This window comes from Pseudomonas sp. 34 E 7 (assembly GCF_900005715.1).
Classification (GTDB): domain Bacteria; phylum Pseudomonadota; class Gammaproteobacteria; order Pseudomonadales; family Pseudomonadaceae; genus Aquipseudomonas; species Aquipseudomonas orientalis_A.
Genome location: NZ_CVTX01000141.1, coordinates 133,711 through 157,994, shown reverse-complemented (window position 1 = coordinate 157,994; position 24,284 = coordinate 133,711). Strand labels below are relative to the sequence as shown.

Below are 24,284 nucleotides of genomic sequence, written 5' to 3'. Positions count from 1 at the left end.
ACCGCCGCCGCGTCCGCTGCTGCTGAGGATCGCCAGCAGGATCGCGCCCACCGGCAGGCCCATGCGATTGCACAGCCACAACACGCCGATCAGCAGGACGAACAAACCGATGGAAAAGCCGGGATTGTCCTTGGCGAAATTCGTATCCGCCACGTGGGCCGGCACGGCCAGCGGTTCACCGCCCACCACCTGGATCATCGCCGCGACACCGTCGCTGATACCCTGGCTGAAATTGCCGGCCTTGAACTTGGGCGCAATCACCTGATTGATGATCACCCAGGACTGCGCATCCGTCAGCACACCTTCCAGGCCGTAGCCGACTTCGATGCGCAACTTTCGCTCGTCGCGGGCCACGAGCAACAGCGCGCCGTTGTCCTTGCCCTTCTGGCCGATGCCCCACGCGCGGCCCAATTGATAACCGTAGTCCTCAATCGGCACACCCTGCAGGTCGGGCACGGTGACCACCACGATCTGGTCACCGGAGGTCTGCTCCAGCGCCTGCAATTGCTGGGTCAGGTGCTCGCGCACCGCCGGGTCGATCATCTGGGCGTTGTCCACCACCCGCCCGGTCAATGCCGGGAAGGTCAGGGCCGCCTGGGCCAGGCCCACGCAGCCCAGCAGCCACAGCGCCAGGCCTATCCGTAATAAACGCATCGACACCTCAAGGCAGCGTTATTTGAACTTCACCTGCGGCGCCTTATCGGCATCGGCACTGGTGGCTTCAAACGTGGCGCGGATCGGCAAGTCGCTGTACATCACGCTGTGCCACAGGCGACCCGGGAACGTGCGGATCTCGGTGTTGTAGGTCTGCACGGCCTGGATAAAGTCGCGACGGGCCACGGCGATACGGTTTTCCGTGCCCTCGAGTTGCGATTGCAGGGCCAGGAAGTTCTGGTTGGCCTTCAGGTCCGGATAGCGCTCGGACACCACCATCAAACGGCTGAGTGCGCCGCTCAGGCCGTCCTGGGCCTGCTGGAACTGCTTGAGTTTTTCCGGGTTGTCGAGGGTGCTTGCATCCACCTGGATCGAGGTGGCCTTGGCCCGCGCTTCAATCACGGCGGTGAGCGTGTCCTGCTCATGGGCAGCGTAGCCCTTGACCACTTCCACCAGGTTGGGAATCAGGTCGGCACGGCGTTGGTACTGGTTCTGCACCTGGCCCCAGGCGGCCTTGGCCTGTTCGTCCAGGGTCGGGATGTTGTTGATGCCGCAACCGCTCAGCACGCTGCTGATCAATAACAGCGCCGCGGCTTTCAAGCCCCAGCGGTAACCTTGTGCTGCTTGCATGGTGTTTCTCCTGCCCAATCTGGATGGAATGTGATGACTAACCCTATAAACCACACGCTTGGGGCATAATCCGCCACCACTGGAATGCTTCGAGCCAATCAGCTACAAAGATGCCCAGCGCGAAAAAGAGTTCAGAGTGTGCTGCATTTATCTGAACAACACCCGAACAACAATAGACGCTCCCGTCATTTTGGCCGATCAGCCTGACCGCTGTGCAGTGAGCCGAAAAAGGATATTCATGAAGAAGCTGTGTTTGCTCGGCCTTGTCGCCACTCTGGCCAGCCACCCCGTATGGGCAGAAACAAAGCCTGCTGCGCTTAAAGACAAGGACGCCTTCGTCAGCGACCTGCTCAGGCAGATGACCCTCGATGAAAAGATCGGCCAGCTGCGCCTGATCAGCATCGGCCCGGAAATGCCCCGCGAGCTGATCCGCAAGGAAATCGCCGCCGGCCGCATCGGCGGCACCTTCAACTCCATCACCCGCCCGGAAAACCGTCCGATGCAGGACGCGGCCATGCGCAGCCGCCTGAAGATCCCGATGTTCTTCGCCTACGACGTGATCCACGGCCATCGCACGATTTTCCCGATCAGCCTGGCCCTCGCCTCCAGCTGGGACATGGACGCCATCGGCCGCTCCGGGCGCATCGCCGCCCAGGAAGCCGCCGCCGACAGCCTCGACATCACCTTCGCGCCGATGGTCGACATCTCCCGTGACCCGCGCTGGGGCCGCACCTCCGAAGGCTTCGGCGAAGACACCTACCTGGTGTCGCGCATTGCCGAAGTGATGGTCAAGGCGTTCCAGGGCGCCAGCGCCGCAAATGCCGACAGCATCATGGCCAGCGTCAAGCACTTCGCCCTGTACGGCGCGGTGGAAGGCGGCCGCGACTACAACGTGGTCGACATGAGCCCGGTCAAGATGTACCAGGACTACCTGCCGCCCTACCACGCGGCGATCAAGGCCGGCTCAGGTGGCGTGATGGTGGCGCTCAACTCGATCAACGGCGTGCCCGCCACCGCCAACACCTGGCTGATGAACGATTTGCTGCGCAAGGACTGGGGCTTCAAGGGCCTGGCCGTGAGCGACCACGGCGCGATCTTCGAACTGATCAAGCACGGCGTGGCCAGGGACGGGCGTGAAGCCGCCAAGCTGGCGATCAAGGCCGGCATCGACATGAGCATGAACGACACGTTGTACGGCAAGGAACTGCCGGGGCTGCTCAAGTCCGGCGAGATCGAACAGAGCGACATCGACAACGCCGTGCGCGAAGTGCTCGGCGCCAAGTACGACATGGGCCTGTTCAAGGACCCGTACCTGCGCATCGGCAAGGCTGAGGACGACCCGGCCGACACCTATGCCGACAGCCGCCTGCACCGTGCCGATGCCCGCGACATTGCGCGCCGCAGCCTGGTGTTGCTGAAGAACCACAACCAGACCCTGCCCCTGAAAAAATCCGCGACCATCGCCCTCGTTGGCCCGCTGGCCAAGGCCCCGATCGACATGATGGGCAGCTGGGCGGCGGCCGGCAAGCCGGAACAGTCGGTGACCCTGCTTGACGGCATGAACGCCGTGATCGGCGAAAAGGGCAAGATCCTCTATGCCCGCGGCGCCAACATCACCGGCGACAAGGCGGTGCTCGACTACCTCAACTTCCTCAACTTCGATGCCCCGGAAGTGGTGGATGACCCGCGCCCGGCCCAGGTGCTGATCGATGAGGCGGTGAAGGCTGCGCAGAATGCTGACGTGATCGTCGCGGCCGTGGGCGAGTCCCGTGGCATGTCCCACGAGTCGTCAAGCCGCACCGACCTGAACATCCCGCAAAGCCAGCGCGACCTGATCAAGGCCCTCAAGGCCACCGGCAAGCCGTTGGTGCTGGTGCTGATGAACGGCCGGCCGCTGTCGATTCTCGAAGAGAACCAACAGGCTGACGCGATCCTGGAAACCTGGTTCTCCGGGACCGAAGGCGGCAACGCCATCGCCGACGTGCTGTTCGGTGACTACAACCCGTCGGGCAAGCTGCCAATCACTTTCCCACGCTCCGTGGGGCAGATTCCCACCTACTACAACCACCTGAGCATCGGCCGGCCGTTCACGCCGGGCAAGCCGGGCAACTACACCTCGCAGTACTTCGATGACACCACCGGGCCCCTGTTCCCGTTTGGCTATGGCCTGAGCTACAGCACATTCGGCCTGTCGGACATGGCGCTGTCGTCCACTACCCTGAACAAGACCGGCAAGCTCGACGCCAGCGTCACGGTGAAGAATACCGGCAAGGTCGATGGCGAAACCGTGGTGCAGCTGTATATCCAGGACGTGGCCGGCTCAATGATCCGCCCGGTGAAAGAGCTGAAGAACTTCCAGAAAGTCATGCTCAAGGCGGGTGAAGAACGCACCTTGCACTTCACCATCACCGAGGAAGACTTGAAGTTCTACAACGCCCAGCTCAAATTCGCCGCAGAGCCGGGAGAGTTCAATGTACAGATCGGGCTGGATTCCCAGGATGTGCAGCAGCAGAGCTTTGAACTGCTGTAACTGATCGTTCCCACGCTCTGCGTGGGAACGCCGCCCTGGACGCTCTGCGTCACGGTATGCATTCCCACGCAGAGCGTGGGAACGATCCTTAAAGCTGTATGTAGGAGCGAGCTTGCTCGCGAAAAACGTCAACGATAACGCGGGCTTTCTGAATGAACGCGGCGTTTGTGAGTTTTTCGCGAGCAAGCTCGCTCCTACATTTGATTGAGGTGATACAACTAGCCGCGCCGGTCCAGCAGATTCACCACCAACCGATCAATCCAGCCCCACACCCGCTGCTTCACCCGCCGCCACAATGGCCGCGCTTTCCACGCCTCCAGGCTCACCGCCTGGCTTTGCGCAAAATCACGCTCGAAACTGCCCGCCACCGCCTGCGTCAATTCAGGGTCCAGCGCTTCCAGGTTGGCTTCCAGATTGAAGCGCAGATTCCAGTGGTCGAAATTGCACGAGCCAATACTGACCCAGTCATCCACCAGCACCATCTTCAGGTGCAAAAAGCACGGCTGGTATTCAAATATCTGCACGCCTGAACGCAGCAGACGCGGGTAATAGCGATGCCCGGCGTAGCGCACCGACGGGTGATCGGTACGCGGGCCGGTGAGCAGCAAACGCACATCCACACCGCGCCCGGCCGCCCGGCGCAAGGCGCGGCGCACGCTCCAGGTGGGCAGGAAATACGGCGTGGCCAGCCAGATACGGGTCTTGCTGCTGTTCAGGGCGCGGATCAGCGATTGCAAAATATCACGATGCTGACGAGCGTCGGCATACGCAACGCGACCAAGACCGGGCCCGGTGGCAGGCACCTTGGGCAAGCGCGGCAAACCGAAATGGGTCGCCGGTTTCCACTCCCGACGTGCCGCGTTGGCGTGCCACTGGCGGTCGAACAAAGCCTGCCAATCCAGCACCAGCGGGCCGCTGATCTGCACCATCACTTCATGCCAGTCGGCCGTGTCTTGCCCCGGCGTCCAGAACTCATCGGTAACGCCGGTCCCGCCGATCACCGCGACGTCCTGGTCAATCAGCAACAGCTTGCGGTGGTCGCGGTACAGGTTGCGCATCCAGCGTCGCCAGCTCAGGCGATTGTAGAAACGCAGCTGCACACCCGCGTCGGTCAAGCGCTTGCGCAGTCCGAGGGTAAACGCCAGGCTGCCGTAATCATCGAACAGGCAGCGCACCTGCACCCCACGCTCGGCCGCGAGCACCAGCGCCTGCACCATCGCTTCGGCACAGGCCCCGGCTTCCACCAAATACAACTCCAGATCCACCTGCCGCTCGGCGCGAGCGATGCCCACCAGCATCTGCGGGAAAAAATTCGGTCCGTCGATCAACAGCTCGAAACGGTTGGCGCTGCGCCACGGGAACACCGCGCCGCCCATGTCAGCGCGCCGTGAAGATCAGTACCGCACCCACCGGCACCGACAAACTGATCGACTTCAACCCCGCCGCCTTGCGCAACGCGGCCACACCCGGTTGCAGCTCGAAATCTTCGGCGCGCACCACCACCGGCTCCAGGGTCACGACCTGAAAGCGCCGGTCATCCAGACGCGTGGCCAACAGCTCGGCGTTGTAGGTATGGGTCTTACCATGCAAGGTAATGCTCAGCGGCAGGCGCAATTCCAATTGCGCGCCGGACGCCAAGTCATTGATCGGTTGCAGGTTGATCTGCGTGCTGATCAACGCTTCGGGAAACTGCTTGATCTGAAACAGCTCCTTACGCATGCGCTCGTCACGCAGCGGGATACCACTGTTGATCGACTCCAGCTCCACCTGCACCTGGGCCGCGCCCTGGCCGTCGACCTTGCCGTGCAGCACCAGGAAGCGGTGCACTTCTGCAATCTCGGTATTTTTGGTGGTGACAAAGGACAGGCGTGAGGATTCGTTATCCAGGTACCAGTCGGCGTGGGCAGGCACGGCTGCGGCGGCCAAGAGGGCGAAGGCCAAGGGTTTGATTGACATTGAAGACTCGCGGGGAAAAACCTGAGCGAACCTTAAGCGCAATCTCCCAAGCGGCGCAAATCCAATGTGGGAGGGGGCTTGCCCCCGATGACGGTGGATCAGCAACACATCCAGTGACTGACACTCTGCCATCGGGGGCAAGCCCCCTCCCACAGAGAATCTTTGGTGTGTCAGGGGTTGAGGCGGCAGCCTTGGCGATCACCTAACCATCGCGCCGTGTGCGTACGCCCCAACCCACTCGCCGTCACTTCACTGCGTTCCGGCGTGTCGGTAAACGCACTGGTCGGCACGTACTGCTTCACATACCCCAGGCAATACTGCGCCGGGTTGTTCTGCACGTACCGGCACGAGCAATACTCCTTGGCCGTGTACGCCGCGATGATGTCGGGGAAGGCTTGCAGGTTGACGCGCTCGTGCCAGATCCAGCCCAACACTGCGAGCAGGAGCACCAGCAAAACGCTGACAAACGGATGACGGCGGATCATGACCGCACCGCCGCCAGCACGCGCTTGAGCAGTTCGTTATGCCGGTAGCTGCCGTCGCGGTCATCGCCGTAGCGCACGATCACCAGGTGTTCGTCGGGCAGCACAAACAGTGCCTGGCCCCAATGCCCCAGTGCAGCGAAGGTGTCGGCCGGCGCGTCGGGCCAGGGCTGGGGCGCGCCCTTGTTGAGCCACCATTGGCCGCCGGGCACAGCGTCATCCTGGCCCGCTTTGTATTTGTCGAATGGCTGCCGATTGAAGGCCACCCACGCTTTGGGCAGCAACTGTTGCTCACCCCAGCGTCCGTCCCGGGCCATCAGCAAGCCGACCCGCGCCAGGTCGCGAGCGGTGAGGTAGGCGTAGGACGAGGCGACGAAGGTTTCGTCGGCATCGGTTTCCCACGTCGCGTTGCGAATGCCCAATGGCTTGAACAGCGCATCCCACGGATAGCTCATGTACGCCTTGTGGCCGAGCATCCCTTTAAGCGCAGCGGACAGAATGTTGCTGTCGCCGCTGGAATAGCGAAACGCCTGGCCGGGTTCGGCGGCTGCCTCGGTATCGGCGGCAAATTGCGCCATATCCCCACGCCCACGGGTGTAAAGCATCGCCACGACAGAAGACTTCAACGGGGCGTATTCATAGTCCTCCTGCCAATCCAACCCCGAAGCCCAATGCAGCAAGTCGGCCATGCTGACCTTGGGGTGCTGTTTCATCGGCGAATAGAAGCGCGCGACGGGGTCGGTGAGCTTGAAGCGCCCTTCACCGTAGGCCACGCCGAGCACCGTGGCCATCAGGCTTTTGCTCACCGACCAGGTCAGGTGCGGGGTGCTGACGGTGGTGGGTGCGGCGTAGCGTTCATAGATGATCACGCCGTCACGAATAACCAGCAGCGCGTCGGTGCGAATGCCTTGGCGGGTGGTGTCGTCACGGGGCGGGAAAGCGTAGGCGTTCAGCGCATCGAAGGCGGGACCTGCCAGGGGTGTGCCCAGGGCCCACTCCTTTTCGGGCCAGACTTCGGCGCGGGCAGTAACGGTGACGAACAGCACAACAACGCACAACAGGCCTCGGACCATGGGCACAAACTCAAGGGGGGCATTCAAGCCCGCGAGCCTAGCGCAGGCCCATGACAGATTTGCGACATGAGGCTTGTCACCCAACCGTCACCGTAACTTCATGGAGATGACACCGAGGCTACATAGCCTGACTTTGGACAACAAAGTCGACTGGCCGCAACCTGGCCGGCACTCGGAGACTCGCTATGACTCAGATCGCCCGCATCAGCGACAAAGGCAATGAACGCCGCCTGCAAGCCGAACGCCTGGTAGGCGCACAGGCCTTGCAGGAAGCCCAGGCCCTGCGGTTCAACGTGTTCAGCGGCGAGTTCAACGCCAAGCTGAAAGGCGCGGAACTGGGTCTGGACATGGATGACTATGATGTTCACTGCAGCCACATTGGCGTGCGGGATTTGAACAGCGGTCGGCTCGTCGCTACCACGCGTTTGCTCGACCACCAGGCCGCCAGCACCCTGGGCCGGTTCTACAGCGAGGAAGAGTTCAGCCTGCATGGCTTGCTGCACTTGCAGGGCCCGATCCTGGAAATCGGCCGCACCTGCGTCGACCCGGCCTATCGCAACGGCGGCACCATCGCGGTGTTGTGGGGGGAGTTGGCCGAGGTACTCAACCAGGGTGGCTACAGCTACCTGATGGGCTGCGCGAGCATCCCGATGCACGATGGCGGCATCCAGGCCCACGCGATCATGCAGCGTCTGCGCGAGCGCTACCTGTGCAACGAGCACCTGCGCGCCGAACCGAAGAAACCCCTGCCGGCCCTGGACCTGCCCTCCAACGTCATCGCCGAAATGCCGCCGCTGCTCAAGGCCTATATGCGCCTGGGCGCGAAGATCTGCGGCGAACCGTGCTGGGACGAAGATTTCCAGGTGGCCGATGTGTTCATCCTGCTCAAGCGCGATCAGCTGTGCCCGCGCTACGCGCGCCACTTCAAGGCGGCGATGTGATGGATCGCCTGCGCGTGTACGGGCGCATTGCCCGCGTCCTGCTGGTGGTGGCGCTGGGCCTGAGCATGGCCAGTGTGTTTGGCCTGTTCGAGCGCCTGGGGGTGGCCAACTCAATGGTGCGGCGCCAGCGATGGTCGCGGTTCTTCATGGCCCGGCTGACCAATGCCCTGCCCTTTCGCGTGACGGTGCACGGCGAGCTGCCGCAAACGCCGATGCTGTGGGTGAGCAATCATGTGTCCTGGACGGATATTCCGCTGCTGGGCATGGTCACGCCATTGTCGTTTCTGTCCAAAGCCGAAGTGCGCACCTGGCCGGTGGCCGGCTGGCTGGCGGCCAAGGCCGGCAGCCTGTTCATTCGTCGCGGTTCGGGCGACAGCCAGTTGATCCGCAAGCAGATGACCCGTCATCTGGAACAACGTCACCCGCTGCTGATGTTTCCAGAAGGCACCACCACCGACGGACGCAGCCTGCGCACGTTTCACGGGCGCTTGCTGGCCAGTGCGATCGATGCGGATGTGTCGCTGCAACCGGTGGCGATACGGTATCTGCGCGACGGTCAGGTGGACTCACTGGCGCCGTTCATCGGTGATGATGACTTGCTGTCGCACCTGATGCGGCTGTTCGCCAATGACCAGGGCGATGTGGAGATTCATCTGCTCAAGCCGATTGCCTGCGCCGGGCAGGAGCGCGCCGCACTGGCGTATCAGGCGCAGCAGGCGGTGCAGAAGGCCTTGTTCGGGCCGTTGCCGGAGAGTGAGCAGGCGCATGTGCGACCAGCGTTTGCTGCCTGAACTCTGTGAACACACTCCAAATGTGGGAGGGGGCTTGCCCCCGATAGCAGTGATTCAGTCACTACATACAGTGACTGACACACCGCTATCGGGGGCAAGCCCCCTCCCACATTTAGACCTCAGTGGTCAGCTGGATACGTGCAAAGCTCTGTAATTCAGGGTAGAAAACCCGGAAATCTTCACTCAAAGGCTCATAGAGCTCGCGCAACTCCTGCATCGCAAATCCCAGCGCCTCTGGGTCCGTCAGCCGCCGCGAAATCCCGCGCAGCACCGGCTCCATCACCGCAAACTCACGATAAGACCCCAGCCAGTCATCCGCCGCCATATACGGCGCAATCAGCGCCAGCCGCCCCGGCAACGCAGGTTCTGCGGCGAGCACGCGGTACACCTGTGCGGTGAAGCGTTCCAGCGGCTGATCGGCATACAGCGCCCAATCCCGCGCCAGGCAATGGTCGAAAAACACATCGAGCACGATCCCGGCATAGCGCCTGCGGGTCAGGCTGAAGCGCGACAACGCAGCCCCTACCAACGGGTGGCTGTCCGTGAACCGGTCAATGGAGCGATGCAACTGGATCGCCGCTTCGATTTGCGGGTTGAACTGGCCCTGCAGGCGGCCTTTGACGAAGTCGCCATACAGGCTGCCCAGCAATTGCGCAGGCCGTTGGCCGCCCAGGTGCAGATGTGCGAGATAATTCATGGCGCGCAGTCTACCACTGCGACCAACATATCGTTATAACCCGATATACCGATTCGTGCAGATATCAGATCAAAATCATATTTGTATATCGGGATATGACGATTTAAAGTTCGCCTCATCGCGATATAACGTTTTACGACACCGAGCCCCTGCCATGTCCATCGACCTCGACGAAATAATAAAAGCCCTGGCCCACCCAGTACGACGAGACATCCTTACCTGGCTGAAAGACCCGAAAGTGCAGTTTCCCGAACAACTGCACAACCACGAATACGGCATCTGCGCCGGGCAGATCGACCAGCGCTGCGGCTTGTCCCAGTCGACCGTGTCGGCCCACTTGGCGACCTTGCAACGGGCGGGCCTGATCACCAGCCAGAAAGCCGGACAGTGGCACTTTTTCAGACGCAACGAAGAAACGATCCAAGCCTTCCTCGCAGCGCTCATCAGCGAACTCAGCGCCCCTGCGCCGCAATAAGGAGCCGCAAATGCCGCTCTCATTGCTCATGATTTTCGCGCTGCTGGTGACCCTGATTACTTTCCGCCAGAACGGCAATGCCGACCTGGCCCCCGCGACCAACTGATCAACTTGAAGAGAAGGTACTTTCCCATGACGACTATTTTTGATCCGATAAAACTGGGCGACCTGGAACTGTCGAACCGCATCATCATGGCGCCGCTGACCCGCTGCCGTGCCGACGCCGGCCGCGTGCCCAATGCGCTGATGGCCGAGTATTATGTGCAGCGCGCATCCGCCGGGCTGATCCTCAGCGAAGCCACCTCCGTGACGCCCATGGGCGTGGGTTACCCGGACACGCCGGGCATCTGGTCCAACGACCAGGTGCGCGGCTGGGCCAACATCACCAAGGCCGTGCACGGCGCAGGCGGCAAGATCTTCCTGCAACTGTGGCACGTCGGCCGCATCTCCCATGAGTCATACCTCAATGGCGAGGCCCCGGTGGCACCGAGCGCGGTCCAGGCCAAAGGCCACGTCAGCCTGGTGCGCCCGCTGGCCGACTACCCCACCCCGCGCGCCCTGGAAACCGCTGAAATCGCCGACATCATCGACGCTTACCGCACCGGCGCCGAAAACGCCAAGGCGGCCGGTTTCGACGGCGTGGAAATCCACGGTGCCAACGGCTACCTGCTCGACCAGTTCCTGCAAAGCAGCACCAACCAGCGCACCGACCAATACGGCGGCTCCCTGGAAAACCGTGCGCGCCTGTTGCTGGAAGTGACCGATGCCGCCATCGAAGTGTGGGGCGCCGGCCGCGTGGGCGTGCATCTGGCACCGCGTGCCGACGCCCACGACATGGGCGATGACAACCTGGCGGAAACCTTCACCTACGTCGCCAGCGAACTGGGCAAACGTGGCATCGCCTTCATCTGTTCCCGTGAAAAAGAAGGCGCCGACAGCCTCGGCCCGCAACTGAAAAAAGCCTTCGGCGGCATGTACATCGCCAACGAACGCTTCACCAAAGACAGCGCCAACGCCTGGCTGGCCGCCGGCAAGGCCGATGCGGTGGCCTTCGGCATACCGTTCATTGCCAACCCGGACCTGCCGGCACGCCTGAAGGCCGATGCGCCGCTGAACGAGCCGCACCCGGAAACCTTCTATGGCAAAGGCCCGGTGGGTTATATCGATTATCCAACGCTGCCGATCTAACTGACCGAAACACAAAGCAATGTGGGAGGGGGCTTGCTCCCGATAGCGGAGCTTCAGTCAACACATCAGTGACTGACACACTGCTATCGGGAGCAAGCCCCCTCCTACATTTTTGACCGCATGTTTCGTCTTGGAAACATCACTTCACAGAACCGCAACAATATCGCTACAAAATACTTAGGCGGCTACCTATCAACCGCCCGCCAGCCCGTATATAAAGTCACCCCACAAATCAGGCAAAAGGACGATTGACCGTCCTTGGGCTTTACTGTTGACACAACTGGTCGCAATTACGCATTTTGTCTCAATTGCGCAGGCTCGGACTCAGGCGCAGCATGTCCAGCCCCGCGTCCACCCAGCGCTCGGCGTCCTGATGCAGTTGAAAGCTTTCAGGCACCAGCAGCCACTGGCCGATAAGGCCGTGGATGTAGGCATGAATGCACACCGCAGCACGGTTGGTATCAAGGCTTTCCGGTAATTGCCCGCGATGCACCGCGTTACGCAACGTCAGGCCGATACGCAGGTTGCACTCCAGGCTATGGGCCTGGCGCTGGCGGCGCATGTCACACATTTCATCGGTGAACTCGCACTTATGAAACAGGATCTCGTTGATGCGCCGGGTTTTCGGGTCCAGGGCCACTTGATGATAGAGATGAATCAGCAGTTTGCGCATGCACCCCAACGGATCGACCTCATCCTCGCTTTCACTGGCCCGGGCCAATTCATCCAGGGGTTCGTGCAGCGTGTCGAGCAGGGCTTGCAGCAAATCGGACTTGTTACTGAAATGCCAGTAGATGGCACCGCGCGTCACGCCGGCCAGGGCGGCGATGTCCGCCAGCGTGGTCCGTGCAACGCCACGTTCATAAAAGGCTTGCTCGGCGGCTTGGAGGATCTGGCTGCGCGTTTCCTGAGCTTCCTCTTTGGTGCGACGAACCATGGCAGTAAAACCTCAATCAGAACACTGGGGACTATCGTTAACGCAACGTTAATAGACGTGAACGATCATCTGAATAATTGTGGGACGACACCGTCATGGGCGCCGAACGTACTAAAATCGAGGCTTTGGGCGCTGCTTTGTCAACATTCCGCCCTGCCTGTCAAGAGTTTACAAACAACCATGAACGTAAGTATATTGCGTAGCAAGCTACTTATCTACTCACGGCTTGTTTTTTACCCTTCCACACTTCTTGTGCGCACTCTGCGCGCCTGACCCGAGGATCTTCATGCAACTTAAGCCAGCTGTTACCGCTCTGGTCACTGCCGTCGCCCTGGCATCGCTGCTCAGCGGATGTAAAAAGGAAGAAGCGGCTCCGCCCGCTCAAACCCCTCAGGTCGGCGTGGTCACCATTCAACCGCAAGCCTTTACCCTGACCACCGAGCTGCCGGGCCGCACCACGGCCTTCCGCATTGCCGAAGTGCGCCCGCAGGTGAACGGCATCATTCTCAAGCGCCTGTTCAAGGAAGGCGCCGACGTGAAGGAAGGGCAGCAGCTCTACCAGATCGATCCATCGGTGTATGAAGCCACGCTCAAGAGCGCCCAGGCCAAGCTGACGCAGACCAAATCGATCACCGATCGCTACAAGCAACTGGTCGATGAGCAAGCCGTCAGCCGCCAGGAATACGACACCGCCGTCGCCAACCGCATGACGGCCGAGGCCGACCTGCAGAATGCGCAGATCAATGTGCGCTACACCAAAGTGTTCGCGCCGATCTCCGGGCGCATCGGCCGTTCCGCGGTCACCGAAGGCGCACTGGTCAGCAACGGCCAAGCCGATGCCATGGCTGTGATCCAGCAGTTGGACCCGATCTACGTTGACGTCACCCAGTCCTCGGCCGAAATGCTGAAACTGCGTCGTGACCTGGAAAGCGGCCAACTGCAAAAATCCGGCGACAACGCCGCCATGGTCAAGCTGACCCTGGAAGACGGCAGCGACTACGGCCAGCAAGGCAAACTGGAGTTCTCTGAAGTGTCGGTCGACCAGACCACCGGTTCCGTGACCCTGCGCGCCGTGTTCCCCAACCCCAACCATGTGCTGCTGCCGGGTATGTTCGTGCACGCCCAACTGCAAGCCGGTGTGAACAGCAAGGCCATTCTCGCGCCGCAACAGGGCGTGACCCGTGACCTCAAGGGCACTCCGACGGCCCTGATCGTCAACGCCGACAACAAGGTCGAGCAGCGTGAACTGGTGGCCAACCGTACCGCCGGCGCCTATTGGCTGGTGGAGAAAGGCCTCAACGCGGGCGATCGCGTCATCACCGAAGGCTTGCAGTACGTCAAGCCGGGCGCCGAGGTGAAAGTCACCGAAGCCGGCAACGCCAAGCCCGCCGGTTCTGCCGCTCCTGCTGCCGCTGCCGGCAAAGGGGAGTAATCCATGTCGAAATTTTTTATCGACCGTCCCATTTTCGCCTGGGTAATTGCCCTGGTGATCATGCTGGTCGGGGCACTGTCGATCCTGAAGCTGCCCATCAACCAATACCCGGCCATCGCGCCAACCGCCATTGATATCCAGGTGACCTACCCAGGCGCGTCCGCACAAACCGTGCAGGACACCGTGGTGCAGGTGATCGAGCAACAACTCAATGGTATCGACAACCTGCGCTATGTGGCCTCGGACAGTAACTCCGACGGCAGCATGACTATTACCGCGACGTTCAACCAGGGTACCAACCCGGACATCGCCCAGGTTCAGGTGCAGAACAAGCTGAACCTGGCGACCCCACTGCTGCCGCAGGAAGTGCAGCAGCAGGGTATCCGCGTGACCAAGTCGGTGAAGAACTTCCTGATGGTGATCGGTCTGGTGTCGGAAGACGGCAGCATGACCAAGGACGACCTCTCCAACTACATCGTGTCCAACATCCAGGACCCGATTTCCCGTACCTCGGGTGTGGGTGACTTCCAGGTCTTCGGTTCGCAGTACGCCATGCGTATCTGGCTCGACCCGGCCAAGCTGAACAACTTCCAGCTCACCCCGGTGGATGTCAGCAACGCCATCAAGGCTCAGAACGTGCAGGTGGCCACCGGCCAACTGGGCGGTCTGCCTGCCCTGCCCGGCACTCAATTGAACGCCACCATCATCGGCAAGACGCGTCTGCAAAGCGCCGAAGAATTCGCCAAGATCCTGATGAAAGTGAATCCCGACGGCTCGCAAGTGCGCCTGGGCGACGTTTCGCGTATTGAACTGGGCGGCCAGAACTACAGCATCAGCGCGCAATTCAACGGTAAGCCGGCGTCCGGTATGGCGATCAAGCTGGCCGCCGGGGCGAACGCCCTGGACACCGGTAAAGCGATCCGCGCCACCGTGGCGTCCCTGGAACCGTTCTTCCCGCCCGGCATGAAAGCCGTGGTGCCGTACGACACGACCCCGGTAGTGACCGAATCGATCTCCGGTGTGGTGCACACCCTGGTCGAAGCGATCGTGCTGGTGTTCCTGGTGATGTTCCTGTTCCTGCAGAACTTCCGCGCCACCATCATCACCACCATGACCGTACCGGTGGTATTGCTGGGTACGTTCGGGATCCTGGCGGCGTTCGGTTTCACCATCAACACCCTGACCATGTTCGGCATGATCCTGGCCATCGGCTTGCTGGTGGACGATGCCATCGTCGTGGTGGAAAACGTCGAACGGGTCATGGCCGAGGAGCACCTGTCGCCCAAGGAAGCGACCATCAAGTCCATGGGCCAGATCCAGGGCGCCCTGGTGGGTATTGCCCTGGTACTCTCGGCGGTATTGCTGCCGATGGCCTTCTTCGGCGGCTCCACCGGCGTGATCTACCGGCAGTTCTCCATCACCATCGTGTCGGCGATGGCGTTGTCGGTACTGGTTGCCCTGATCTTCACCCCGGCCCTGTGCGCCACCATGCTCAAGGCGATCGATCCGGAGAAGCACGGCCAACCCAAGCGCGGCTTCTTCGGCTGGTTCAACCGCACTTTCGACAGCGGCGTACTCAAGTACGAGCGCGGCGTGGGCGGGATGATCAAGCACAAGATCCCGGCTTTCATCGTGTATGCGCTGATCCTGGCCGGCATGATCTGGATGTTCACCCGTATCCCGAGCGCGTTCCTGCCTGAAGAAGACCAGGGCGTGATCTTTGCCCAGGTACAGACCCCCGTGGGCGCCTCGGCCGAGCGTACGCAAAAAGTCATCGACGACATGCGCGCCTTCCTGCTGCATGACAAGGAAGGCGAGCCAGGCGAAGGCAAGGCCGTGAAGTCGGTATTTACCGTGAACGGTTTCAACTTCGCCGGTCGCGGCCAGAGCTCGGGCCTTGCATTCGTGATGCTCAAGCCGTGGGACGAGCGTGATTCGTCGCAGTCGGTATTCGAAGTGGCCAAGCGGGCCCAGGGTTACTTCTTCGGGGCCTTCAAGGACGCCATGGTATTTGCCATCGTGCCGCCTTCGGTTCTGGAACTGGGTAACGCCACCGGCTTCGACGTGTTCCTGCAAGACCAGGGTGGTGTCGGCCACGACAAGCTGATGGCAGCGCGTAACCAGTTCCTCGGTGCGGCGGCCCAAAGCAAGATACTGGCAGGCGTGCGCCCCAACGGCGTGAACGATGAGCCGCAGTACGAACTGACCGTCGATGACGAGAAAGCCAGCGCCCAGGGCATCAGCCTGTCGGACATCCAGCAGACCCTGGCCATCGCGCTGGGCGGCAGCTACATCAACGACTTCATCGACCGTGGTCGGGTGAAGAAGGTGTATGTGCAGGGTGATGCGGCCAGCCGTATGTCGCCGGAAGACCTGGACAAATGGTTCGTGCGCGCCGACTCCGGGAAGATGGTGCCACTGTCGGCCATCTCGTCGGGCAAGTGGATCTACGGCTCGCCCAAGCTCTCGCGTTATAACGGTGTAGCGGCCATGGAAATCCTCGGCACCCCGGCGCCTGGCTACAGTACCGGTGACGCGATGGCGGAAGTCGAGCGCATTGCCAAGGAACTGCCGGCCGGCGTCGGCTATGCCTGGACGGGCCTGTCGTACGAAGAACGTCTGTCCGGCTCCCAGGCGCCTGCGTTGTATGCCTTGTCGCTGCTGGTGGTGTTCCTGTGTCTCGCGGCACTGTATGAAAGCTGGTCGATCCCGATTGCGGTGATCCTGGTGGTACCGCTGGGTGTGATCGGTGCACTGATCGCCACCAGCATGCGCGGCTTGTCCAACGACGTGTTCTTCCAGGTGGGCTTGCTGGTCACGGTGGGCCTGGCGGCGAAAAACGCGATCCTGATCGTGGAGTTCGCCAAGGAGTTGCACGAGCAAGGCAAGGGCATTGTCGAGGCGGCCATCGAGGCGTCCCGCATGCGTCTGCGCCCGATCATCATGACGTCCATGGCGTTCGTGCTCGGCGTACTGCCGCTGGCGATTTCCAGCGGCGCAGGCTCGGGCAGCCAGCATGCAATCGGTACCGGTGTGATCGGCGGTATGATCACCGCAACGGTTCTGGCGATCTTCTGGGTGCCGCTGTTCTACGCAACCGTGTCTTCGGCCGGCGAACGCAAAAAGAAACACACCACTGAAACTCCTAAAGAGGCTGGCCAATGAGCAAGTCGCTACTTTCCTTAGCCGTCACCGCCTTCGTGCTCAGTGGCTGCTCGCTTATCCCTGACTACCAGCGCCCCGAAGCGCCGGTAGCGGCGCAGTTCCCGCAGGGGCCGGCGTACTCGTCGGCCCAGGCGCCGGGCCAGGCTGCCGCCGAGCAGGGCTGGAAGCAGTTTTTCCATGACCCTGCCCTGCAGCAACTGATCCAGACCGCGCTGGTGAACAACCGTGACCTGCGCGTCGCGGCCCTGAACATCGACGCTTATGCGGCGCAGTACCAGATCCAGCGTGCCGACCTGTTCCCGGCCGTCTCGGCCACCGGCAGCGGCAGCCGCTCGCGTACTCCGGCGCGGTTGTCGCAGACCGGCGAATCGAGCATCTCCAGCCAATACTCGGCGGGCCTGGGGATCAGCGCTTATGAGCTGGACCTGTTTGGTCGCGTGCGCAGCCTGAGCGAAGAAGCATTGCAGAAGTACTTCGCCACCGAAGAAGCGCGGCGCAGCACCCAGATCAGCCTGGTGGCCAGTGTGGCCAATGCCTACCTGACCTGGCAGGCCGACAAGGAACTGCTCAAGCTGACCCAGGACACGCTCGGCGCGTTCGAGCAAAGCTTCAAGCTGACCTCGCGCAGCAACGAAGTCGGCGTGGCTTCGGCCCTCGACCTCAGCCAGGCGCGCACCTCGGTGGAAAACGCCCGGGTGCAGCTTGCCCGCTATACGCGCCAGGTGGCCCAGGATGAAAACAGCCTGACCCTGCTGCTGGGCACCGGCCTGCCGGCGAATATCGCCAGCAAGCCACTGTCCGATGACCTGCTCAGCGAAGTCCCCGCCGGCCTGCCGTCGGACCTGCTGCAACGGCGTCCCGACATCGTTCAGGCCGAGTACAACCTCAAGGCCGCCAACGCCAATATCGGTGCGGCCCGCGCGGCGTTCTTCCCGAGCATCAGCCTGACCGCCAGCGCCGGTACCGCCAGCCCGAACCTGGGTGGCCTGTTCAAGGGCGGCTCGGGCACCTGGTCGTTCGCACCGCAGATCAACATCCCGATCTTCAACGCCGGTAGCCTGCGCGCCAGCCTGGACTACTCGAAGATCCAGAAAGAGATCAACGTGGCCAACTACGAGAAGGCGATCCAGACCGGCTTCCAGGAAGTCTCCGACGGCCTCGCTGCGCGTCAGACCTACAAGCAGCAACTGGACGCCCAACGTGGCTTCGTCGCCGCCAACCAAGATTACTACCGCCTGGCCGAGCGTCGCTACCGCATTGGTGTCGACAGTAACCTGACCTTCCTGGACGCCCAGCGCCAACTGTTCAGCGCCCAGCAATCGCTGATCACCGACCGCCTGGCGCAGCTGACCAGCGAGGTCAACCTGTACAAGGCCCTCGGCGGTGGCTGGAACGAGCAGACGGCCAAGAACGAGCCGGTGAAAGAAGAAGCACCGGCGCTGAAGTTGTTCTGATCGCGCTGATGCAGATGAAACCGCTTCCCTTACCGGAAGCGGTTTTTTTTTGCCATGTCACTAACCCTTGCGAACCAAAGGTGGGCGCTGGCTTGCCTTCCCTTCAACCTTTCAGGGTAAGATTGGTAACAGATTCTTACAGACCACAGAGGGAGCTTGTCGTAATGATCGTAGGCATTGACCTGGGCACGACCAATAGCCTGGCCGCCGTGTGGCGCGGCGATGCCGCCGAAATGGTGCCCAATGCCCTTGGCCAGTTGCTGACCCCAAGCGTGGTAGGCCTGGATGATCAAGGCCGTATCCTGGTGGGCCAAGCCGCCAAGGAACGCCTGCATACTCACCCGCACCTGACCACGTCGCTGTTCAAGCGCTACATGGGCAGTGCCACCGAAGTGCGCCTGGGCGACCGCTCGTTCCGCCCCGAAGAGCTGTCGGCGCTGGTCCTCAAAAGCCTCAAGGAAGACATCGAGCGCACCTATGGCCAAACCGTCACCGAAGCGGTGATCAGCGTGCCCGCCTACTTTAGCGACGGCCAACGCAAAGCCACGCGCATTGCCGGTGAACTGGCGGGGCTCAATGTTGAAAAACTGATCAACGAACCCACCGCCGCCGCCTTGGCTTATGGCTTGCACCAGCGTGACAAGGAAACCTCGTTCCTGGTTTTCGATCTCGGCGGCGGCACCTTTGACGTGTCGATCATCGAGCTGTTCGACGGTGTGATGGAAGTACGCGCCAGCGCCGGCGACAACTTCCTGGGCGGCGAAGACTTCGACACGTTGTTGCTGGAACACTTCGTCGACAGCCAGCGCAATGCCCAGGGTTTCCCGCCCACCCGCAGTGTGTTGCAAGCCCTGCGTCGCGAAGCCGAGCGCGTGCGCAAAGCCTTGGGCCAGGACGACAGCGCCGAGTTCGCCCTGCGTATCGATGGCCAGCAGTGGGTCACAACCATCACCCAGGCCGAACTCGCCAAGCTCTACACGCCCTTGTTGGAACGCCTGCGCGCACCGATTGAACGCGCCCTGCGAGACGCACGCATTCGGGTCGGTGACCTGGATGAAATCCTGCTGGTCGGCGGCACCACGCGCATGCCGCTGGTGCGCAAACTGGCCGCGGGTTTGTTCGGGCGTTTCCCGTCCATCAGCCTCGACCCGGACCAGGTGGTCGCCCACGGCGCGGCGATCCAGGCCGCGCTCAAGGCCCGCTCGGCGGCACTGGAAGAAATCGTGCTGACCGACGTCTGCCCCTACACCCTCGGTATCGAAACCTCGAACCAGTACGGCGGCCATATCGAAAGCGGGCATTATCTGCCGCTGATCGAACGCAACAGCAGCGTGCCGGTGAGCCGGGTCAAAAGCGTGGTCACGCTCTACGACGACCAGCCCCGCGTGCTGCTGAAAATCTACCAGGGCGAAAGCCGTCTGGTGAAAGACAACATCGAACTGGGCCAGTTGGAAATCCCCGTGCCCAAGCGCAAGGCTGGCGAAGTCTCACTGGACGTGCGCTTCACCTACGACAACAACGGTTTGCTCGAAGCTCAGGTGAACATTCCGCTGACCGGCGAGCAGCACTCGCTGGTGATCGAAAACAATCCTGGCGTGCTCAGCCCGCAAGAGATCCAGCAACGCCTGCAAGCGTTGGCATTGTTGAAAATTCACCCGCGCGACCAGCAGGTCAACACCGTGCTGACCGCCCGCCTCGAACGGCTCTACCAGGAAAGCCTGGGCGAGCTGCGCGAGCAACTCGGACACTGGGCCGCGCAGTTTCAGCAAGTGCTCGACACCCAGGACGAGCGCCGCATCCGTGAGGCCCGCAGCGAACTGACCCGACAACTTGAGCAACTCGATAACGGGTTCTGGCGCTGAAGGAAATCCACATGGACTGTTGGACAGTGTTGCAATTGGCGGACGATGCCGACGAACGGACCATCAAGCGAACCTACGCGCGACTGCTGAAAAGCTGCCGCCCGGACGATGATCCCGAAGGGTTCCAGCGTCTGCGCGAAGGCTATGAGGCTGCATTGGGGTACGCACGCTGGCGTGCAGACAACGAAGAGGAAGAGCGCGCAACTGCCGTTGTCGAACAGACCGACAGCCACCTCAAGGATTTGGCCGAGCTGATAGATGTCCGTCCCTTGAGCCCCGCGCCCTTTGAAGCGCCAAAACCTGACCCGGTCCACGGGTTGCTCACCGGCCTCAACGCCGACAACCTCGATGAACGCTGGGCCCAGGCCCGGCAACAGGACTGCAGCGACGCCTTCCAGGCCGGCCTGCTGCGCCACTGCTTTGAAGCCCCCGGCGAGCGCAGTGCAATTACCCGTTGGGCGATGCAACATCTGGAATGGCTGACACCCTGGCAACGGGTGGCCATGACGCCATGGCAGCACGATGCACTGACCAGTGAGCTGTTGCAGGACTATCGCCTCAACTTGCAGGAACTGCTGGAGCAAAAGGCCGAGCGCGAGTTCATCATCCAACTGACGCACTACAACGAGCAAGCCTGGCTGCGGGTGTTCGATCAGCAGCAACAGTGGCAACACATTATTCTGCAACTGCTGCACGACACCCAATGGAGCGTGCCGCTGTTTGAACGCGTATGCCAGGCCTTTGGCTGGGACGACCAGAAAGGCGTGTTTGCGGAACCCGCGTGGATGTGGCGCAGCCTGGTGTCGCGTTGCGAGCAGGAAAGCTTTTATATCAGCCTCCAAGACAAAGCCCAGGACACCCGGCGCACCTGCGCCGATGCCCTGGCCGCGCGCTTGTTGCTTACGCCCATGACCGCAACCCAACAGATGCGCATCATCGGCAGGTTTGGCCAAAACGAATGGAACGCTTGCCAGCATCTGGGCGAAACCCTGACCTGGCGTTATCCGCAGTTGATCGAACGCCTGCCCCAAAGCGACCTGTTCTTCTGGCGCAAATTCGTCCCACGACCGATTTACGCCCATGTGCTTATCCGGCTCTGGGCGATCTTTGCCTTGGCCGCTGTCCTGAACCTCGTTCACGTTGAAGCCGAAAAGCTGGACTTCGGGGTTGTACTCATCTTAGTGGTATTGGCGATCTTGCCGGCCGCGGTCTTCTTTCGGATCACGCAGATGTGGGCCGGGATGAGTGCGTCCTTTGTAGTTGCGGACGTGTGGCTGAGCCAGTATTTGATCCCTAAACGCGTCAACCCCAACCAGTATTGGCTGGTGTTACGCCACGGCATCCCGCAATTGGCCATGCTCGCGGTGTGCGGGCTGGCACTGGGCATTCTGGGAGCGATTACGTATGCCGGGATGCTGCTGATCAACCTGCTGCACAGCAAACGCATCGGCCACATGGGTGAGAAAAGTCTGAAATTTCCGTGGCTCAATGGCCTGCATTGGGCCTTCTGGAGCCCGCTGCAAGTGGTATTCCTGGTGGTGATGGTGGCGGTGATCATCGCCGCGCAGCATTACCTGCCAGCGGTGCCATGGTCCCATATCGACCTGCCCAAACGGTAACGAGACGCTCGGGCCTGAGCGTATTGCGCAGGCCCGCAACTTGCGTTCGATCATCGCACACAACCCGCTCTCCCCCACTTTCATCGCCCCCGTACCGCCCCGCACCATGGCCCGCACCTGCATAACCCCAATAACAACAGGTCCAACACCATGAGCACGTTCCGCCCGCGCCAGCTATTGCTGGCAACCGCTGTCGCCAGCCTTGCCCTGCCCGTCGTCGCCGAAGAACACGGCTTTCTCGAGGACGCCAGCGCCAACCTCAACCTGCGCAATTTCTTCTTCAACCGCAATTACACCAACCCGACCAAAACCCAGGGCGGCGCGCAGGAGTGGACGCAAAGTTTCATCCTCGACGCCAAGTCCGGGTTCACTCAAGGCACGGTCGGTTTCGGTGTCGACGTGCTGGGTTTGTACTCGCTCAAGCTCGATGGCGGGCGTGGCACCGGTGGCACGCAGTTATTGCCGCTGGACCACGACGGCCGCCCAGCCGATGCGTTCGGTCGCCTGGGCGTGGCCTTCAAGGCGCGGGTTTCCAGGACTGAAGTGAAAGTCGGCGAATGGATGCCGGTGCTGCCGATTTTGCGCTCGGACGATGGTCGCTCATTGCCGCAGACCCTGCGCGGCGGGCAGATCACGTCAAAGGAAATCGATGGCCTGACCCTGTATGGCGGTCAGTTCCGTGCCAACAGCCCGCGGGACGACAGCAGCATGCGCGACATGTCGATGACCGGCAAAACCGCGTTCACGTCCGATCGCTTCAACTTCCAGGGTGCCGAATACGCCTTCAACGACAAACGCACGCAAGTCGGAGTGTGGAATGCCCAGCTCAAGGACATCTACCGCCAGCAGTTCGTCAATCTGATTCACAGCCAGCCCGTGGGCGACTGGACCCTGGGCGCCAACCTGGGGTTCTTCTACGGCAAGGACGACGGCAGCGCCCGGGCAGGTGAGCTGGACAACAAGACCTGGTCAGGCCTGCTCTCCGCCCGTTACGGCGGCAACACCTTCTATGTCGGCCTGCAAAAACTCACCGGCAACAGCGCCTGGATGCGTGTTAACGGCACCAGCGGCGGCACTCTGGCCAACGACAGCTATAACTCGAGCTACGACAACGCCGAGGAAAAATCCTGGCAGGTTCGCCACGACTACAACTTCGCCGCCCTTGGCGTACCGGGCCTTACCCTGATGAACCGCTATATCAGCGGCAGCAACGTGCACACCGGCACGGTGACCGACGGCAAGGAATGGGGGCGCGAAAGCGAATTGGGCTACACCGTACAAAGCGGCAGCCTGAAAAACCTGACCCTGCGCTGGCGCAACTCCAGCATGCGGCGTGACTACAGCAACAATGAGTTCGATGAAAACCGGTTGATCGTCAGCTACCCGATAAGTCTGCTGTAAACCGGCGCCGCAGTTACTGTATGGTGCGCGCCTGCCGCTGCTGATCGCCCCAGCAGCGGCCTCTCATTCGAGCCCGCGCACAGCATGAAAACCTTCGCCTCCGCTATCGCAGTGTTCGCCCTGGCCCTGAGCCTGGGCGGCTGTATCGGCTCGCCCATCGCCCTGACGCCGCAGACCGAGCATCGCCTGCAGGCCCGGGCGCCAATCCGTTTCCTGCTGACCTTCGATGACGGCCCCAGCGCCTCGGGCTACAACAACCCGAGCCGTTCAGTGGTGGCCGATTTGGCCGATAACCCGGTATCGCCAGGGATCAAGGCGGTGTTCTTTCTACAGACCCAAGCCGCCCGTTCAGGTGGCAGCGCGCGGGGCCGCAAGACCATGGTGCGTGAGTATGCCGCCGGCCATGTGCTGGCCTTCCACACGGCGACGACGTTTCATACCAATCATCGCTGGCTCAGTGACGCCGAGCTGGAACGCACCCTGACCCAGGGCGCGGCGGACATCGCCGCCATCACCGGCACGCCGCCCCTGCTGGTGCGACCACCGTTCTGGAACTACGATCACCGCACATTCGCCGCCTACCGACGCCACGGCATGCAGGTGCTGTTGACCGACCTGAGTGCCAACGACGGCAAGATCTGGGGCTTCAACGGCAGCCCACGCCGTCGCGCCAACCTGTACCGCCAGCTGTCAGTGGTGCGTGAGCGCATCGCATTGGGTGAGTTGCCGACGGTGGACGGCGTGATACCGGTGGTGGTGACCTTCCATGACATCAACCGCTACACCGCACGGCATCTGCAGGAGTACCTGCAGATCCTGATGGACAGCGCCCGCATCAACGGCCTGAAGACCGCCGCCGAGCCCTTCTACACCGACACCGCCACCCTGCAACGCGCGGCGCTGGCCCGCACGGTCAGGGAGGTGAACGAGCCGGTGCATCTGCCGGGGGTGTGGAATTGGCTGTGGGATGCCGATACCAACTGACCTCCACAGTCAA

The 24,284-nt window shown here is 61.7% G+C and carries 20 protein-coding genes; 12 read left to right on the top strand and 8 right to left on the bottom strand.

Annotation, left to right across the window (positions count from 1 at the left end; translation table 11 throughout):
• Window positions 1-654: TPM domain-containing protein (locus BFP96_RS14145; RefSeq protein WP_065936440.1), on the bottom strand; the 654-nt coding region annotated here is incomplete at its 3' end.
• A gap of 18 nt (window positions 655-672) precedes the next feature.
• Window positions 673-1,284 carry a LemA family protein gene (locus BFP96_RS14140; protein ID WP_065886194.1) on the bottom strand — a complete coding sequence of 204 codons (612 nt, stop codon included), beginning with the start codon at window positions 1,282-1,284 and terminating at the stop codon, window positions 673-675.
• Between the two features lie 238 nt (window positions 1,285-1,522).
• On the opposite strand from BFP96_RS14140, the gene bglX reads away from it, so the two are divergent.
• Window positions 1,523-3,814: a beta-glucosidase BglX gene (bglX, locus tag BFP96_RS14135; RefSeq protein WP_065893439.1), complete on the top strand. Its 2,292-nt coding sequence runs from the start codon at window positions 1,523-1,525 to the stop codon at window positions 3,812-3,814.
• A 218-nt stretch (window positions 3,815-4,032) separates the two neighbouring features.
• On the opposite strand, the gene BFP96_RS14130 is transcribed toward bglX, so the two are convergent.
• The 4 genes from BFP96_RS14130 to BFP96_RS14115 all read right to left on the bottom strand — a co-directional run bounded on the left by BFP96_RS14130 (window position 4,033) and on the right by BFP96_RS14115 (window position 7,325).
• On the bottom strand, window positions 4,033-5,190 hold the full coding sequence (locus BFP96_RS14130) for a phospholipase D-like domain-containing protein (RefSeq protein ID WP_065893438.1): 1,158 nt from the start codon (window positions 5,188-5,190) through the stop codon (window positions 4,033-4,035).
• Between the two features lies 1 nt (window position 5,191).
• On the bottom strand, window positions 5,192-5,770 hold the full coding sequence (locus BFP96_RS14125) for a YceI family protein (RefSeq protein ID WP_065893437.1): 579 nt from the start codon (window positions 5,768-5,770) through the stop codon (window positions 5,192-5,194).
• A gap of 170 nt (window positions 5,771-5,940) precedes the next feature.
• Window positions 5,941-6,255, bottom strand: a complete 315-nt coding sequence (locus tag BFP96_RS14120; protein ID WP_065893436.1) for an amidase — start codon at window positions 6,253-6,255, stop codon at window positions 5,941-5,943.
• Complete coding sequence (locus BFP96_RS14115; protein WP_065893435.1) at window positions 6,252-7,325, bottom strand: serine hydrolase domain-containing protein; 1,074 nt, start codon at window positions 7,323-7,325, stop codon at window positions 6,252-6,254. The genes BFP96_RS14120 and BFP96_RS14115 overlap by 4 nt, the downstream gene beginning before the upstream one ends.
• Window positions 7,326-7,510: 185 nt before the next feature.
• On the opposite strand from BFP96_RS14115, the gene olsB reads away from it, so the two are divergent.
• Window positions 7,511-8,266 carry an L-ornithine N(alpha)-acyltransferase gene (olsB, locus tag BFP96_RS14110; RefSeq protein ID WP_065886188.1) on the top strand — a complete coding sequence of 252 codons (756 nt, stop codon included), beginning with the start codon at window positions 7,511-7,513 and terminating at the stop codon, window positions 8,264-8,266.
• Window positions 8,266-9,057 (top strand): lysophospholipid acyltransferase family protein, encoded by a 792-nt coding sequence (locus tag BFP96_RS14105; protein WP_065886187.1) that lies wholly within the window; start codon window positions 8,266-8,268, stop codon window positions 9,055-9,057. Before olsB ends, BFP96_RS14105 begins: the two co-directional genes overlap by 1 nt.
• 112 nt (window positions 9,058-9,169) lie before the next feature.
• Here the strand turns inward: BFP96_RS14105 and BFP96_RS14100 are convergent, their stop codons facing one another.
• On the bottom strand, window positions 9,170-9,754 hold the full coding sequence (locus tag BFP96_RS14100; protein ID WP_065936439.1) for an acyl carrier protein phosphodiesterase: 585 nt from the start codon (window positions 9,752-9,754) through the stop codon (window positions 9,170-9,172).
• A gap of 154 nt (window positions 9,755-9,908) precedes the next feature.
• On the opposite strand from BFP96_RS14100, the gene BFP96_RS14095 reads away from it, so the two are divergent.
• Entirely contained in the window at window positions 9,909-10,229 is a 321-nt protein-coding gene (locus tag BFP96_RS14095) for an ArsR/SmtB family transcription factor (RefSeq protein WP_065897035.1), read from the top strand.
• A 132-nt stretch (window positions 10,230-10,361) separates the two neighbouring features.
• Entirely contained in the window at window positions 10,362-11,417 is a 1,056-nt protein-coding gene (locus BFP96_RS14090; RefSeq protein ID WP_065897033.1) for an alkene reductase, read from the top strand.
• A gap of 304 nt (window positions 11,418-11,721) precedes the next feature.
• Here the strand turns inward: BFP96_RS14090 and BFP96_RS14085 are convergent, their stop codons facing one another.
• Complete coding sequence (locus tag BFP96_RS14085; protein WP_065886175.1) at window positions 11,722-12,354, bottom strand: TetR family transcriptional regulator; 633 nt, start codon at window positions 12,352-12,354, stop codon at window positions 11,722-11,724.
• A gap of 286 nt (window positions 12,355-12,640) precedes the next feature.
• Here BFP96_RS14085 and BFP96_RS14080 point away from each other — a divergent pair, with 286 nt between their 5' ends.
• From BFP96_RS14080 to BFP96_RS14050, 7 genes are all read left to right on the top strand, one after another.
• Window positions 12,641-13,786: an efflux RND transporter periplasmic adaptor subunit gene (locus tag BFP96_RS14080; protein WP_065893430.1), complete on the top strand. Its 1,146-nt coding sequence runs from the start codon at window positions 12,641-12,643 to the stop codon at window positions 13,784-13,786.
• Between the two features lie 3 nt (window positions 13,787-13,789).
• The gene (locus tag BFP96_RS14075; protein WP_065886173.1) at window positions 13,790-16,951 is read left to right on the top strand and encodes an efflux RND transporter permease subunit; all 3,162 of its coding nucleotides are present in this window, start codon (window positions 13,790-13,792) and stop codon (window positions 16,949-16,951) included.
• Window positions 16,948-18,405: an AdeC/AdeK/OprM family multidrug efflux complex outer membrane factor gene (gene adeC, locus BFP96_RS14070; RefSeq protein ID WP_065893429.1), complete on the top strand. Its 1,458-nt coding sequence runs from the start codon at window positions 16,948-16,950 to the stop codon at window positions 18,403-18,405. The genes BFP96_RS14075 and adeC overlap by 4 nt, the downstream gene beginning before the upstream one ends.
• A 164-nt stretch (window positions 18,406-18,569) precedes the next feature.
• Window positions 18,570-20,267: a molecular chaperone HscC gene (locus BFP96_RS14065; protein ID WP_065886171.1), complete on the top strand. Its 1,698-nt coding sequence runs from the start codon at window positions 18,570-18,572 to the stop codon at window positions 20,265-20,267.
• An 11-nt stretch (window positions 20,268-20,278) separates the two neighbouring features.
• Window positions 20,279-21,886, top strand: a complete 1,608-nt coding sequence (locus tag BFP96_RS14060) for a J domain-containing protein (protein WP_065936438.1) — start codon at window positions 20,279-20,281, stop codon at window positions 21,884-21,886.
• Window positions 21,887-22,036: 150 nt separating this feature from the next.
• Window positions 22,037-23,287 carry an OprD family porin gene (locus BFP96_RS14055; protein ID WP_065893427.1) on the top strand — a complete coding sequence of 417 codons (1,251 nt, stop codon included), beginning with the start codon at window positions 22,037-22,039 and terminating at the stop codon, window positions 23,285-23,287.
• A gap of 84 nt (window positions 23,288-23,371) precedes the next feature.
• A complete protein-coding gene (locus BFP96_RS14050) occupies window positions 23,372-24,271 on the top strand; it encodes a polysaccharide deacetylase family protein (protein ID WP_065936437.1) in 900 nt (299 codons plus the stop codon).
• Window positions 24,272-24,284 lie beyond the last annotated feature (13 nt).

What these genes read in the sequence shown, in the direction of transcription:
- BFP96_RS14140 (WP_065886194.1), bottom strand. Translation starts at nt 1,284, where the DNA reads ATGCAAGCAGCACAAGGTTACCGCTGGGGCTTGAAAGCCGCGGCGCTG.
- bglX (WP_065893439.1), top strand. Translation starts at nt 1,523, where the DNA reads ATGAAGAAGCTGTGTTTGCTCGGCCTTGTCGCCACTCTGGCCAGCCAC.
- BFP96_RS14130 (WP_065893438.1), bottom strand. Translation starts at nt 5,190, where the DNA reads ATGGGCGGCGCGGTGTTCCCGTGGCGCAGCGCCAACCGTTTCGAGCTG.
- BFP96_RS14125 (WP_065893437.1), bottom strand. Translation starts at nt 5,770, where the DNA reads ATGTCAATCAAACCCTTGGCCTTCGCCCTCTTGGCCGCCGCAGCCGTG.
- BFP96_RS14120 (WP_065893436.1), bottom strand. Translation starts at nt 6,255, where the DNA reads ATGATCCGCCGTCATCCGTTTGTCAGCGTTTTGCTGGTGCTCCTGCTC.
- BFP96_RS14115 (WP_065893435.1), bottom strand. Translation starts at nt 7,325, where the DNA reads ATGGTCCGAGGCCTGTTGTGCGTTGTTGTGCTGTTCGTCACCGTTACT.
- olsB (WP_065886188.1), top strand. Translation starts at nt 7,511, where the DNA reads ATGACTCAGATCGCCCGCATCAGCGACAAAGGCAATGAACGCCGCCTG.
- BFP96_RS14105 (WP_065886187.1), top strand. Translation starts at nt 8,266, where the DNA reads ATGGATCGCCTGCGCGTGTACGGGCGCATTGCCCGCGTCCTGCTGGTG.
- BFP96_RS14100 (WP_065936439.1), bottom strand. Translation starts at nt 9,754, where the DNA reads ATGAATTATCTCGCACATCTGCACCTGGGCGGCCAACGGCCTGCGCAA.
- BFP96_RS14095 (WP_065897035.1), top strand. Translation starts at nt 9,909, where the DNA reads ATGTCCATCGACCTCGACGAAATAATAAAAGCCCTGGCCCACCCAGTA.
- BFP96_RS14090 (WP_065897033.1), top strand. Translation starts at nt 10,362, where the DNA reads ATGACGACTATTTTTGATCCGATAAAACTGGGCGACCTGGAACTGTCG.
- BFP96_RS14085 (WP_065886175.1), bottom strand. Translation starts at nt 12,354, where the DNA reads ATGGTTCGTCGCACCAAAGAGGAAGCTCAGGAAACGCGCAGCCAGATC.
- BFP96_RS14080 (WP_065893430.1), top strand. Translation starts at nt 12,641, where the DNA reads ATGCAACTTAAGCCAGCTGTTACCGCTCTGGTCACTGCCGTCGCCCTG.
- BFP96_RS14075 (WP_065886173.1), top strand. Translation starts at nt 13,790, where the DNA reads ATGTCGAAATTTTTTATCGACCGTCCCATTTTCGCCTGGGTAATTGCC.
- adeC (WP_065893429.1), top strand. Translation starts at nt 16,948, where the DNA reads ATGAGCAAGTCGCTACTTTCCTTAGCCGTCACCGCCTTCGTGCTCAGT.
- BFP96_RS14065 (WP_065886171.1), top strand. Translation starts at nt 18,570, where the DNA reads ATGATCGTAGGCATTGACCTGGGCACGACCAATAGCCTGGCCGCCGTG.
- BFP96_RS14060 (WP_065936438.1), top strand. Translation starts at nt 20,279, where the DNA reads ATGGACTGTTGGACAGTGTTGCAATTGGCGGACGATGCCGACGAACGG.
- BFP96_RS14055 (WP_065893427.1), top strand. Translation starts at nt 22,037, where the DNA reads ATGAGCACGTTCCGCCCGCGCCAGCTATTGCTGGCAACCGCTGTCGCC.
- BFP96_RS14050 (WP_065936437.1), top strand. Translation starts at nt 23,372, where the DNA reads ATGAAAACCTTCGCCTCCGCTATCGCAGTGTTCGCCCTGGCCCTGAGC.